The organism is Bradyrhizobium liaoningense, assembly GCF_018130955.1.
In the GTDB taxonomy this organism is placed as follows: domain Bacteria; phylum Pseudomonadota; class Alphaproteobacteria; order Rhizobiales; family Xanthobacteraceae; genus Bradyrhizobium; species Bradyrhizobium liaoningense_C.
In genome coordinates, this window is record NZ_JAFCJM010000008.1 from 172,737 (window position 1) to 185,786 (window position 13,050).

Sequence of the window (13,050 nt, forward strand, 5' to 3'; positions counted from 1 at the left end):
AGCTCCTTGTTTGAGCACGAGCTTTTCGGAAAGTGGCGACACATTTTTCCAAAGCGCGTTCTACTGTGCATGGGGTTGTTTTCGACGTTCGTGCCGGACGGCGGCGAAAGCCTCGAACCGAACCTCGTGCGTGGCTTTGCCTCGGCCTATTCAGCCGCCACCATCTGCTGGGTTCGCCATTGCCCGAGCAGGGCGCGCAGCGAGGCTGGCTTCAGCGGCTTGTTCAGCACCGCGATCTTCTCCTCCCGCGCCGCCACCTGAACGGCTGGGCTGCGGTCGGCGGTGATCAGGATCGCAGGGATCGCCTCGCCGAACTTGCGACGGATGTCGCGGATGGCGGCGATGCCGTTGCCGCGGTCGAGATGATAGTCGACCAAGAGGCCGGTGACAGGACGACCGGCGGCCTCGATGGCTGGGATCGCGGACTCGGGGTCGGCGACCGCAATCACCTCGGCGTCCCAGGCCTTCAGCAGCGTGCGCATGCCGTCGAGGATTGCGGCGTCGTTCTCGATGCAGACGATCAGCGCGCCCGAGATCGGAGTGCGCGCGAGCGGCGTCGCACTCGTCACTGCGGCAGTGTGGGTCACCGCGCTGGCGGTCGGGACGGTGACGGAGAATACCGAGCCGCCGCCCGTATTGGCGTCGATGGCGATGCCGTGATTGAGCACGCGCGCCAGCCGCTCGACGATCGAGAGTCCGAGCCCGAGGCCGCGCGCGATCCGCGCGCCCTGCTCGAGGCGGTGAAACTCCTTGAAGATCTCGGCGCGCTTCACCACGGGAATGCCGACGCCGGTGTCGTAGACGCAGATCTTCAGGGACTCGCCATGGCGGCGGCAGCCGACCAGCACGCGTCCGCGCGGGGTGTACTTGATCGCGTTCGAGATCAGGTTCTGCAGCAGCCGCCGCAACAGCAGGCGGTCGGAGCGCACCGCCAGCGAGCACGGCATGAAGCTCAGCCGCAAGCCCTTGGCGCGCGCGATCGGCGCGAATTCGATCTCCAGCGAGCGCATGAGGTCGCCGACCCTGAAGCTCGTGATCGACGTCGTCATCGCGCCGGCGTCGAGCCGCGAAATGTCCAGGAGTGCGCCGAGGATTTCCTCGATCGCCTGCAGGGATTCGTCGATGTTCTCGACCAGCCGCGTCTCCTCGCCGCCGGCCTGGCGCTCGACGAGGCTCGTGACGTAGAGCCGCGCGGCGTTGAGCGGCTGGAGGATGTCGTGGCTTGCGGCGGCGAGGAAGCGCGTCTTGGAGATGTTGGCGTCTTCCGCGGTGCTTTTTGCCTGTGCCAGCTCCGAATTCAGGCGGGTCAATTCCTCGGTGCGGTCGCGCACGCGCTTTTCCAGCGTCGCATTGGCGCGCTCCAGCGCTTCGGCGGCTTCGAAGGACGGCGTGACGTCGGTGAAGGTGACGACGAAGCCGCCACCCGGCATCCGGTTGGTCAAGACCTCGATCACCATATGGCGGTCGGGCAGGCGCTCCACATACGGCTCGCCTTCGGTGGTATAGGCAGCCAGCCGCCGCTTGACGGTCGCCTCGTGCTCGGTGGAGTCAGCCGGAGTGTGGGGCTCCATGAATTCGAGGATCTCGTGCAGCGGTGTGCCGAACTGGACGAGGTGCACGGGCACGCCGACGATCTCGCCGAACTGCTGGTTGGAGCAGAGCAACTGGAAATCGGCGTCAAACACCGCGATGCCCTGACGCACATGGTTGAGAGCGGTCTGCAGGATTTCGCGGTTGAAATGCAGCGCCGCATGGGAATCGTCGAGCAGTTTCAGCGCGGCTTTCGCGGACACCGTCCGCTTGCGCAGCAACAGCGACATCACGAGACGTGAGGAGGCCGCGCCGATCGACGAGGCGATCAAATGTTCCGCATACTGGAGCAGCTCGAAATCTGCGGGCGCCGTGGGATCGAGCCGCGCATTGCGGCGCGCCGCAAAAGCCTCGAACGAATGCCGCGCGCGGTCTGGGCCGAGATACTGCGCCACCGTGCTCTGGATGTCGTGCACTGTGACGGTGGTGCGCCAGCGCCGGAAGCTCGGCGTGCTCGGGGCGAGCGTGTTGGGCACGAACAAATCGGCCTGCACCAGCTCGATTGAGGTCGGCGCGCGTGCCAGCGACAGCATGACATAGGTGAGGACGTTGAGCGACAGCGACCAGGCGACGCCATGCAGCAGCGGCGGCAAGTCGGCGCCGAACAGCGCCTGCGGCCGCAACGCCTCGATGCCGAGCGGCCCGTGCTGGAGCAGCAGGATTCCAGCCGTGGAGCTATCGAGGAAGCTCGGCACGAACAGCGTATACAGCCACACCGCAAAACCGACCAGCATGCCCCCGATGGCGCCACGCGCGGTGGCGCGCCGCCACAACAGCCCGCCGAAGAACGACGGCGCGAGCTGGGCGATTGCGGCAAAGGACAACAGGCCGATGGCCGCGAGCTGGGTGTTGCCGAGCGCGCGGTAGTACAAATAGGCCATCACCATGATGGCGAAGATCGCAAACCGTCGCGAGCGCAGCAGGAAGTCGCCAAAATCCTTGCCGCCGGTACGTCCCTCCGGCCGGCGCTGGAGCACCAGGGGCACGATGAGGTCGTTGGAGACCATGATCGAGAGCGCGACGCATTCCACGATCACCATCGCGGTCGCCGCCGACAGTCCGCCGACGAAAATCGCGACGCTGAGCAGCTCGCTGCCGGCCTCCATGGGCAGCGCCAGCACATACATATCGGGATCGATGGCTCCGAACGGGAAGGTCACGAGACCCGCGAGCGCAATCGGAATCACGAACAGGTTGATGGCGACGAGATAGAGCGGGAACAGCCAGCGGGCGCGGCCGACCTCGGCGTCCGACGAATTCTCCACGACGCTGACGTGGAACTGCCGCGGCAGCAGCATGATCGCGCAGAACGACAGCAGCGTCATGGTGAGGAAGTTGCCGATCGAGGGCGTGTAGTTGATTGCCCGCACTGCCTCCGGAGTCTTCATGGCGCGCTCGATCAGCTCGTGCGGCGAGAACATCCAGAAGGTGACGAAGGCGCCGGCTGCGAGGAAAGCGACCAGCTTCACGATCGATTCGGTGGCGATTGCGAGCATCAATCCATGCTGGTGCTCGGTGGCGTCGGTCTGCCTCGTGCCGAACAGCACGGCGAAGGCGGCCATCGTCAGCGTCACCATCAGCGCCATGTCGCCGACGATCGGGATGTGCGAGAAGGCCCGGTCCTCGCTCAAAATGGTTTCGAGCGAGGAGGCGACGGCTTTGAGTTGGAGCGCGATATAGGGCACCGAGCCGATGATCGCGATCATCGCCACCGTTGCGGCCACCGCCTGGCTCTTGCCGTAGCGGGCGCCGATGAAGTCGGCGATCGAGGTGATGTTCTGGGCCTTGGCGAGCTGGATGACCCGGCGCAGCACGCCGATGCCGACGGCGATCATCAGGACCGGGCCGATATAGATCGCAAGGAAATCGGTCGAGGTGCGGGTGGCGAAGCCGACCGAACCGAAGAAGGTCCAGGACGTGCAGTAGATCGCGAGGGAGAGCGGGTAGATCAGGCCGGAGGCGCGGCCAGGTTTGGCCGGCGAGCGGCGGTCGCCATGGCTCGCCACCAGGAACAGGAAACCGATATAGCCGAAGGCGGCTGCGATCACGCCCCAGTCATGGAGCATTGCGGCGGGCTCTCCCTGTGGGCGCCGGGTGGTCCGCGCCCGACCTCATTTTCGATAGCAAATCTAGCGCGTTGGCCTTCCGCAAGCGACAGCCATTTTCCCGGGGATTTCAGGAACTGGCATCGTCGTTAAGCCGATCGAGAGAGTCCCCGTGTGGCATCCCCTCCCTGCCCCTCCCCCGCAAGGGGGGAGGGAACGGAGAGAGCATCGCTCGTTGAGGACGGACGGGCCACGCCTCAGAGACGCGCGGCAGATCGATGTGAGGCGAGCACAACTGTTTCGCTCCCTCCCCCCTTGCGGGGGAGGGTTGGGGAGAGGGGTAGCCCCGGGGACAGTGTAGTTAGAACGCGCGCGAAGCGCAGCGCGGAGCTCTACTCCGCCGCCAGCGACTTCTGCTTGAGCGGCAGGCCGAGGCGGTCCCAGACCTGGAGCAGGGCTTCGGCAAGCTGATCGATCAGGCCGTCGTCGTGATAGGGCGAGGGTGTGATGCGCAGCCGCTCGGTGCCCTTGGCGACCGTCGGATAGTTGATCGGTTGGATATAGATGCCGTGCTCTTCGAGCAGCAGGTCGGAGGCCTGCTTGCACTTCTCGGGATCGCCGACGAACAGCGGCACGATGTGGGTGTCGTTCGACATCACCGGGAGACCGGCGGCATTGAGGATGGCCTTGACGCGGGCGGCGCGGTCCTGATGACGCTCACGCTCCCAGCTCGAGGTTTTCAGGTGCCTGATCGCAGCGGTTGCGGCCGAGCAGATCGCGGGCGGCAGCGCGGTCGTGAAGATGAAGCCCGGTGCGTAGGAGCGCACCGCGTCGATGATCTGGCCGTTGCCGGCGATATAGCCGCCGAGGCAGCCGAACGCTTTTGCCAGCGTGCCTTCGAGGACATCGATGCGATGCATGACGCCGTCGCGCTCGGCGATGCCGCCGCCGCGCGGGCCGTACATGCCGACCGCGTGGACTTCGTCGACATAGGTCATCGCGCCGTATTTCTCGGCGAGATCACAGATCTTTGCCAGCGGGGCGACGTCGCCGTCCATGGAATAGAGGCTCTCGCAGGCGATCAGCTTGGGACGGTTGGGGCCGGCGGCCTTCAGCAGCTCTTCGAGATGGGCGAGATCGTTGTGGCGGAACACGATCCGCTCGGCGCCCGACTGGCGGATGCCCTCGATCATCGAATTGTGGTTCAGCTCGTCCGACAGGATCAGGCAATTCGGAATCAGTTTTGCGATGGTCGCAATGCCGGTCTGGTTCGAGACGTAGCCGGAGGTGAACAGCAGCGCGGCTTCCTTGCCATGGAGGTCGGCGAGCTCGGCCTCGAGCTGCACCAGCGGGTGATGGGTGCCGGCGATGTTGCGCGTGCCGCCTGCGCCGGTGCCGACGCGGGTCGCGGTCTCGACCATGGCGCCGACCACCTTCGGGTGCTGGCCCATGCCGAGATAGTCGTTGGAGCACCAGATCACGACATCGCGCTTGCCCTTCGGCGAGTGCCAGACCGCATGCGGGAACCGGCCGGCCGTGCGCTCCAGATCGGCGAATACGCGATAGCGGCGCTCGGCATGGAGGCGATCGAGGGCGGTATCGAAAAACTGGTTGTAATTCATCGGTATACCCAGTGCGGAACCTGACCGGAGTGGCGGACCATTCTTTAGAGCTTTTCCAGCTCTAATGTCTATGCGCTATCCCACATTTGGACATGGGCTGCATTTGGTCAAAATGCCCTATCCGGGTGGGGCGCTGATTGATCCCGATCAACCTTTTGAACCGGTCTAAGCAGCCGGCTGCGACCGGCCAGGCCGGCCTCGGTCCGCTTGCGGGGCAAGGTAAGGTTCAGGTCGTCCTGAACTGGAGCACGCCGTCCTTGGTCTCGGCGGTCAGTCGTCCCTCGACCAGCATGTAGTTGACATGGGCGACCAGTTCGCCGGCGGCAAAACCCATCTGGTGCTCGTCCAGCACGTGCTTGTGGAACACGACCGGGACCAGATCCTTCGAGGTCTGCGGCACCTCGCGGCAGGCCTCTGCGATCAGCCGGCAGCGGTCCTCGTGGTGGTCGGCGAGCTGCTTGATGCGGGTCTTCAGGCCGTAGAACGGCACGCCATGGCCGGGCAGCACCAGCACGTCATAGGGCAGCGTGGTGGTGAGGCTCGCAAGCGAGGCCAGATATTCGCCGAGCGAGTTCTGCTCGGGCTCGACCGCCCACACGCTGACGTTCGGCGAGATCTTGCTCAGCACCTGGTCGGCGGACAGGAACAGCTTGTCGTCGGCGCAATACAGCATCACCTGGTCGAGCGCGTGTCCGCCGCCGGTGATCACCTTGAAGCGGCGCGTGCCGATCACGACGTCGTCGCCATGCGAGATGCGGTGATAGGACGGCGGCAGCACCGAGACGCGCTTCAGATAATCCTGGCCGCGGCCGAGCAGCTTTTCGGTGAGCGACTCGTCCATGCCGTGGCGGCGGAAGAACAGCCGCTGCGCGTTGCGGCGCTCTTCGGTGCCGCGGTTCTGGTGATAGACCGATTGCAGATACTCGACCTGCGACATCTGGAGCGGGCAGTTGAACCGCTCGACGATCCAGCCGGCGAGGCCGACGTGATCGGGATGGGAATGGGTGACGATGAGCCGCGAGATGTGGACGCCCTTGAGCGGCCCATCGAACAGTTTTGTCCAGGCCTCGATCGTCTCCTCATTGCCGAAGCCGGAATCCACCATGGCCCAGCCGTCGCCGTCGGCGAGCAGGTAGATGTTCACATGGTTGAGGCGGAACGGCAGCTTGAGCCGCACCCAGAGGACGCCGGGCCGCACCTCCACGACCTCTTCGGGGCCGGGATGCTGTTCCCAGGTGTAGCGCAGGGCCTCGGCCGAGGACTGCGCGGTGTCGGTTTTCGAATGCATGGCCTATCGGTACCCGCACAGGGGGCGGGACGCCAGCCGAAAAACGAACCGGGAAGCCCCGGCATACCCGTCATTCCGGGCTTCGGCATGTGGTCATTCCGGGGCGCGCGATAAGCGCGAACCTCAGATGCGCAGTTGCGCATCGGGGAATCCGGAGATTGTTGCGCGAGATTCCGGGTTCGGTGCTGTCGCACCGCCCCGGAATGACGGAGGAGGCGGCTCAAGCCGCGCGGATGTTGCCGAGGAACGCGTCGATCTCCGAGCGCAGCACGTCGGCCTCGCGGCGGAGCGCGTCGGAGGCGGTCAGCACTTCGGTGGCCGCGGCGCCCGCTTCCGCTGACGCGGTGGAGACGCCGACGATGTTGCTGGAGACTTCGCTGGTGCCCCCCGCAGCATGCTGGATGTTGCGTGCGATTTCGCGGGTGGCAGCACCCTGTTCCTCGACCGCGGCGGCAATTGCCGTCGTCACGTTGTTGATCTCGCCGATGGTCTGGCCGATGCCCCTGATGGCGCCGACCGCCGAGGTCGTGACCTGCTGCATGCTGACGATCTGGGTGCGGATCTCTTCCGTTGCCTTCGCGGTCTGGCTCGCGAGGCTCTTCACCTCGGAGGCGACCACCGCGAAGCCGCGGCCGGCTTCGCCCGCGCGCGCCGCCTCGATGGTGGCGTTGAGCGCGAGCAGGTTGGTCTGCGAGGCGATGGTCTGGATGAGATCGACGACGACGCTGATGCGGCTCGCGCTGTCGGCAAGCCCCTGGACGGTGGCATCCGTCGCGCCGGCCTCGTCGACCGCCTTCTTGGCGATCTCCGCCGAGGTGACGACCTGACGGCTGATCTCGGCGATCGAGGACGACAATTGCTCGGTACCGGCCGACACGGTCTGCACGTTGACCGAGGTTTCTTCCGCGGCCGACGCCACCGCGTTCACCAGCGCGTTGGACTGGTCGGCGGTCGTGGACATGCTCTGCGCGGTCGCCTGCATCGAGTTGGCCGATTGCGACAGGCTGTCGAGTGCGCCGCGCACCGTGCCTTCGAACGAGGCGATCTGGGCCTCCATGCGCGAGGCGCGTTCGGCCTTGGCGATGCGGTCCTTGTCCTGCTCGCCCGACAGCGCGCGCGCCTCGATCATGCTCTCGCGGAACACTTGCAGCGTATCCGCCATGGCGCCGATTTCGTCTTGATGCCTGGAGCGGAAGATCTCGGTGTCGAGATCGCCGGCCGACAGCACCTGCATCGAGCGCTGCAGGCCGCTGATGCGGCGCAGGATGTTGCGCCCGACATAGAGCCAGACGAACAGCGCCGAGCCGATCAGGGTCAGCGCGCCGAGGCCCACCATGACCGTGGTGGCGAGCGAAATTTCCTGTCGCGCCTCGAAGGTCGAGGCATTGGTTTCCTTCTGCACGCCGTCGACGAGCTGCTGCACGCTGATGCCGAGGCCGACATTGAGCTTGCGCGCCTCATCCAGAATAGTCTGGCCGTAGTCGATCGAGTCGAGTTCCTTTTCGCGCAGGCTGAACACACCGGTCTTGCCGCTGCCGAGCGCGAGCAGCTTGTCGGCAGAATCGCGCAGCATCTTCATGCCCTGCGTCTCGGGCAGCAGGTCGAGGTTGGAGCGCAGGCGACCCTGCGCCGTCTTGAAGCCCTTCTGGATGTCGTCGAGCTTGTCGGTGGTGTTCGCCGAGAGCGCTGCGCTCATGTCGGCGGCCGCGAGGTTGCCGCTGGCAACGACATTGCCGAGCTGGCCGACGGTCTGCGCCGCGTCGGAGGCGTCGCTGGCCGAGGAATCGGCCGAGGCGAGAATGGCGTTGACCTGTGTCTGCGCGTTCAGCATCGCGGGGCTCGCGGCGCCGACGAAATCGTTCTGCGCCTTGCGCAGCGCGTCATACTGCTTGTCGTGAAGGGCTGCGATCTCGAGCCGCTCGCGTGCGGCCTTGGCGAGGCTCTGCGCTGCCTCGTTGATCGCCTTCATGGTTTCGCTGAGGCCGGAGACGACAGTCTTGTCGGCGCCGAGCTCGATGATCTCGCCGAGCTTCTGCTGGGTCTGCTGCTGCAATTCCTGGAGCTTCTTGGTGCGCTCGTTCAGCGCTTCCTCGGTCGGGGCTGCGAGCAGGGCCGGGCCCTGCGCGGCGAGGCTCGCGCTGAGCGCCGACAATTGCAGGCTTGCGGACAGGCGCGGGATGTCGCGTCCGCTCAGATCGACCATGCGGCCGCCGAGATTTTGCAGCACGAGGCTGGCGCCGGCCGAGATCACGAGGCCCATGGCGGCGATGACCGCGAAAGCCGCGAACAGGCTGCCTCTGACGCCCCACTTCGGCAACGAGATGCGAGGAAGCCTGAATTTGCCCATGCTCAAGCGGATTGCCATCTGAATTCCCCCAACGCGCTACTTTATGTTTGCGAGCGGCAGTATCAGCGGAGCCAGTTAAAAAATCGCAAGTGATGCAATTGCTTGGGTACTTTCCATGCGACGAAAAAAGAAAGGGCCGGCAAAGCTGCCGGCCCTTCGTCACGAGACGGGATGTGGTTAGCGATCAGTAACGGGCGACGACCGGGCCGCCCCAGTTGAAGCGGTAGTTGACGCCCGCCTTCACGGTGTGGTCGTCGGTGGTGAAGCTGCCGGCCGGCACCATGGCCAGCGGCGCGGTGAAGTTGGCCTTGCCGAAGTTGTAGTACTGGTACTCCGCCTTGGCCGACCAGTTCGGGGCGAACATGTATTCGATGCCGGCGCCGACGGTGTAGCCGTCGCGGTGGTTGCCGTTGATGGCGAAGGGCACTCCGACGCCGCCGAGCGTTACGCTCTCGTTGTTGTCGGAATAGGCGTAGCCACCCTTCACATAGAGCAGGCCGGGACCCCAGGTGTAGCCGACGCGGCCTGTGATCGAGCCGAGGCCGCGCTGATTGTTGGTGTAGACGTAGCCGCCGGGGAACACCGCGCCGACGCTGCCGGAGAGCCAGGAATACTGGCCTTCGACACCGACCACCCAGTTCGGGTTGAACTGCCAGTCGGCGCCGACCTGCAAGCCGCCGAGGAAACGGCCGTTGCCGTTGTTGCCGGTGGTCAGGCCGCTGAAATTGCTGTCGCTCGAGAAGGCGCCGCCGAGATGCGCACCGAGATAGAAGCCGGTCCAGTTATAGAGCGGCGCGGCATAGGCGGGCGCAGGCTGCTGCTTGTAATAGGAACGGTTGCCGAGGTCGGCACCGAGGGCGGGGGCGGCCGCGCTCAAGGCGAGCAGCGCAACGGTCGCGAACAGGATCTTCTTCATCGTCTTTACTCCAACACTCAAACCCGGCAGGCGCGCCTCTGGCGCCGTCGTTGGTTACGCAGATAGCGGGCTTTCGACGAAAATGCTGTCACTCCCGTGGCACAGCGGTCGGTAACTTAACTTATTGGCTGGTAAATGCTTTTCGTGCCTAACGGCAGGTAAAGAAAGGCTGAAGGAAGGGTTAAATTGGCGCAGCTCGGGCCGTCCCGCGCAAGGCGTCGTTAACCAAGGCGGCGGCGCACCTCCTCGCGCATCTGCTCGCGAAACGCGGCGCGGCGGGCGGGCCGGTCCTTCTCGTGGATGGTATGGCGGTCGAATACGTTGAAGCTGTCCATGATCGGATAGCGGTCGCTGGCCATCGCAAGCACGCGGAGCACCTCGGTCGCCGCCGCGGTCGTACCCTTCACCTCCCAGCGCCGGATCGTGTCCGCGCCACCGGTCGCCGGCAATCCGCACAGCTTCGCCATGTCGGCGGCCGTCAGCTTCCTGCCGATGGCGTCGGAGAGGTCGGCGCGCAGTTGCTTCAGCTCAGGTCCGGTCATGTCACCTGTGATCCGCCGTATCAAACAGGTGAATGCACTATCGCTGATTCGGGGCTATCCGAAGACCGACAAGGCAACGAGGCGCGCGCAAAAGTGTTTAGGGACGATTGAGCGCGGCCTGCAATTCCCCGAGCGCTTCAGTGAGCTGCTCGCGATGGGCGATGTCGTCCTTCGGTATTGCGGCGACACTCGCCGCGAGCTCGCGCAAGATGCCCGCGAGTAGGCCGAAATTGATGTGCAGATGCACCGATTTCCGCACGTCGTCCGCGCCCGGGCGCTGAAGCACGAGAGCGAATCCGCTGCCGTCGAGATGCGCCTCGAAGCGCGATGAATGCTCGAACGTCCCGACATAGAACTTGTCGGGATATTCGAGCGCGACCTCGGCCTTGTCGGGAATGGGTTTTGACATCTTGAGCCTCGCCAATGCCAACCATTCTGGCATCGGATCGGGATCACGCTTTGCGCCAAGTCAGACTGAGAGAGATCAGACTGAGAAGAGCAGCCGCTGCCAGATTTGATCCGGATCAAAGCGGAACCGCTGCTTTTGCGATCCGATGGCAACAAGAGCAGCGGGGCGCCGCGCGCGGCCGTTCGCTTCGGTATGATCCAACCGTGAGACGGCCCTCGATGGATATCCTCTCCACCATGACCTTCGCCGGCGACATCAGCGAGGTCGCGCCTGAGGCCAGTGAGCCGCAGCGCGTCGATGACGCCACAGCTCATTGCGAACGCCTGCTGCGCGACGCCGGCTTGCTGCCGACGCGCCAGCGCCTGGCACTTGGGCAGCTCCTGTTCCTGAACGGCCATCGTCACGTGTCGGCGGAGACGCTGTTCGACGAAGCGGCCGCGGCGAACATGCGGCTGTCGCTCGCAACGGTCTACAACACGCTCAACCAGTTCACCGAGGCCGGCCTGTTGCGCCGGATCTCGGCCGACGGCTCAAAGTCGTTCTTCGATACCGACATCAGCGTCCACCCTCATTTCCATCTCGAAGGCGAGGATTTGCTGGTGGACATCCCCCAGGATCTGATCTTCACGCAGATGCCGCAGGCCCTGCCGGGCCACGAGATCTCCAGGCTCGACGTCATCGTGCACATCCGGCGGAAGCGGCAGTAGACCGAAGCGGCCGCGGCCGGCGAATTGACCGGTTGGCCCCGGGAAGGTAACTTTTTGCCTTGCCGGATCGTCCAATCGCTCAAGGCGCGCGCCTATGGAATGGTCAGCCAAACCGTTTCGTGCGGACCAGCCCTTTGGTAGCTGGGCCGACGATCTCGCTGCCGCCTTCGTCCGGCTCGAGCCGCGCCGGATGGCCGACCGTCCCTTCGAAGGCTCGATTGCGCGCACCGACGCTGCGCCGATCCAGATTTCGCTGGTCAGGGCCACCAGTCACCGGGTGCTGCGGCTGCGCAGTCACATTGCCGGCGGTGCGGACGATCTCTGCTTCGTGAATCTGCAGATCGGCGGTCTTGGCCGCACGACGCAGCGCGGACATGAGCAGGTTTGCGCAGTGGGCGATCTCGCGGTCGTCGACACCACCGAGCCGTTCGAGATCGCCAACGGTCGCGATTTCAGCCTGTATTGTTTTGCGGTCCCCCGGCGCCTGCTCCCGAACAATTTCTGCGATCGTCCGCGGCTCGCCCTGTCGCGCACCGAGGCCGGCCGCGCTCTATCGCGCACGCTCGCAAGCTATGCCGAGCTTTGTCTTGCAGCGCCGGCCCTCGCCGCAAGCGGCGGCGCGCATGTGGTCGAGCTGATCGCGCACGCGCCCGCGATGCTCGGCGAGCAACCGGTCGTGCGCGTGCATGCCCCGGTGCTGCTGTCGATGATGCTCGATCACATCGCGCGCCACAGCGACGATCCCGATCTCGACGCCGAGGCGCTGGCCGCAAGGTTCCGCTGCTCAGAGCGTTATGTGCACCGGCTGTTCGTCGCGACCGGCCGTTCCGTCGGCGAGCATGTCAATGACGCGCGGATCCTTGTATGCGCGCGGAACCTGCTCGACCCGCGCCATGGTCGCAAGACCATCGCCGAGATCGCGTTCGAAGCCGGCTTTTCCGACATCTCGCATTTCAACCGGCTGTTCAAGCGCGGTCACGGCCTGACGCCGCGCGAGTTCCGGCGAACCATGACTCCCGGATCGCAATCGTGATCCCTATTGAATTCTCCACGCCGTGATGCCCCCTCAAATCCCGCGACGATTTCGGCTAACATCGCGCGTCGAACAGGAGTGATGACATGCCCAGCTATCGACTCCGCATCAACGAAAGCGATTTGTCGGTCGAGTCCGCGGACAGCGCCAAGCCGCTGCTCTACGTGCTTCGGGGCCTCGGACTGACGGCGACCAAGTTCGGCTGCGGCCTTGGCCAATGCGGTGCCTGCACGGTCATCGTCGACGGCACGGCGGTGCAATCCTGCCAGTTGACCGTAGCCGATGCGCGAGACAAGTCGATCACGACGCTGGAAGGATTGGGAACGGCTGCGAAACCGCATCCGCTTCAGGCCGCCTTCATCGCGCATCAGGTGCCGCAATGCGGCTACTGCACGAGCGGCATGATCATGACGGCGGCCGCCTTGCTGGCGAAGACCCGGAAGCCGAGCGAGAGCGAGATTCGCTCGGCGCTGGAGCTCAATCTCTGCCGCTGCGGCTCGCATACGAGAGTCGTGAGCGCGGTCATGACGGCAGCGGAACAGCGAGGTTGA

10 protein-coding genes are annotated in these 13,050 nt (G+C 65.0%); 3 read left to right on the forward strand and 7 right to left on the reverse strand.

Annotation, left to right across the window (positions count from 1 at the left end):
• Positions 1-146: 146 nt before the first annotated feature.
• The 7 genes from JQ632_RS09605 to JQ632_RS09635 all read right to left on the reverse strand — a co-directional run bounded on the left by JQ632_RS09605 (position 147) and on the right by JQ632_RS09635 (position 10,759).
• Entirely contained in the window at positions 147-3,656 is a 3,510-nt protein-coding gene (locus tag JQ632_RS09605; protein WP_212402056.1) for a PAS domain-containing hybrid sensor histidine kinase/response regulator, read from the reverse strand.
• Positions 3,657-4,027: 371 nt separating this feature from the next.
• Positions 4,028-5,257 (reverse strand): 5-aminolevulinate synthase, encoded by a 1,230-nt coding sequence (gene hemA, locus JQ632_RS09610; RefSeq protein WP_212402057.1) that lies wholly within the window; start codon positions 5,255-5,257, stop codon positions 4,028-4,030.
• 226 nt (positions 5,258-5,483) lie between these two features.
• Positions 5,484-6,545: an MBL fold metallo-hydrolase gene (locus tag JQ632_RS09615; protein WP_212402058.1), complete on the reverse strand. Its 1,062-nt coding sequence runs from the start codon at positions 6,543-6,545 to the stop codon at positions 5,484-5,486.
• A gap of 220 nt (positions 6,546-6,765) precedes the next feature.
• A complete protein-coding gene (locus JQ632_RS09620) occupies positions 6,766-8,910 on the reverse strand; it encodes a methyl-accepting chemotaxis protein (protein WP_212402059.1) in 2,145 nt (714 codons plus the stop codon).
• 166 nt (positions 8,911-9,076) lie between these two features.
• A complete protein-coding gene (locus tag JQ632_RS09625; protein ID WP_212402060.1) occupies positions 9,077-9,808 on the reverse strand; it encodes an outer membrane protein in 732 nt (243 codons plus the stop codon).
• A gap of 221 nt (positions 9,809-10,029) precedes the next feature.
• Complete coding sequence (locus tag JQ632_RS09630; RefSeq protein WP_212402061.1) at positions 10,030-10,350, reverse strand: hypothetical protein; 321 nt, start codon at positions 10,348-10,350, stop codon at positions 10,030-10,032.
• Positions 10,351-10,447: 97 nt separating this feature from the next.
• Positions 10,448-10,759: a hypothetical protein gene (locus JQ632_RS09635; protein ID WP_212402062.1), complete on the reverse strand. Its 312-nt coding sequence runs from the start codon at positions 10,757-10,759 to the stop codon at positions 10,448-10,450.
• 218 nt (positions 10,760-10,977) lie between these two features.
• On the opposite strand from JQ632_RS09635, the gene irr reads away from it, so the two are divergent.
• The 3 genes from irr (at position 10,978) to JQ632_RS09650 (ending at position 13,050) form a co-directional block, all read left to right on the forward strand.
• On the forward strand, positions 10,978-11,466 hold the full coding sequence (irr, locus tag JQ632_RS09640; protein WP_212402063.1) for a Fur family transcriptional regulator Irr: 489 nt from the start codon (positions 10,978-10,980) through the stop codon (positions 11,464-11,466).
• 94 nt (positions 11,467-11,560) lie between these two features.
• Entirely contained in the window at positions 11,561-12,499 is a 939-nt protein-coding gene (locus JQ632_RS09645; RefSeq protein WP_212402064.1) for a helix-turn-helix domain-containing protein, read from the forward strand.
• 86 nt (positions 12,500-12,585) lie between these two features.
• Entirely contained in the window at positions 12,586-13,050 is a 465-nt protein-coding gene (locus JQ632_RS09650; RefSeq protein ID WP_212402065.1) for a (2Fe-2S)-binding protein, read from the forward strand.

What these genes read in the sequence shown, in the direction of transcription:
- JQ632_RS09605 (WP_212402056.1), bottom strand. Translation starts at nt 3,656, where the DNA reads ATGCTCCATGACTGGGGCGTGATCGCAGCCGCCTTCGGCTATATCGGT.
- hemA (WP_212402057.1), bottom strand. Translation starts at nt 5,257, where the DNA reads ATGAATTACAACCAGTTTTTCGATACCGCCCTCGATCGCCTCCATGCC.
- JQ632_RS09615 (WP_212402058.1), bottom strand. Translation starts at nt 6,545, where the DNA reads ATGCATTCGAAAACCGACACCGCGCAGTCCTCGGCCGAGGCCCTGCGC.
- JQ632_RS09620 (WP_212402059.1), bottom strand. Translation starts at nt 8,910, where the DNA reads ATGGCAATCCGCTTGAGCATGGGCAAATTCAGGCTTCCTCGCATCTCG.
- JQ632_RS09625 (WP_212402060.1), bottom strand. Translation starts at nt 9,808, where the DNA reads ATGAAGAAGATCCTGTTCGCGACCGTTGCGCTGCTCGCCTTGAGCGCG.
- JQ632_RS09630 (WP_212402061.1), bottom strand. Translation starts at nt 10,350, where the DNA reads ATGACCGGACCTGAGCTGAAGCAACTGCGCGCCGACCTCTCCGACGCC.
- JQ632_RS09635 (WP_212402062.1), bottom strand. Translation starts at nt 10,759, where the DNA reads ATGTCAAAACCCATTCCCGACAAGGCCGAGGTCGCGCTCGAATATCCC.
- irr (WP_212402063.1), top strand. Translation starts at nt 10,978, where the DNA reads ATGGATATCCTCTCCACCATGACCTTCGCCGGCGACATCAGCGAGGTC.
- JQ632_RS09645 (WP_212402064.1), top strand. Translation starts at nt 11,561, where the DNA reads ATGGAATGGTCAGCCAAACCGTTTCGTGCGGACCAGCCCTTTGGTAGC.
- JQ632_RS09650 (WP_212402065.1), top strand. Translation starts at nt 12,586, where the DNA reads ATGCCCAGCTATCGACTCCGCATCAACGAAAGCGATTTGTCGGTCGAG.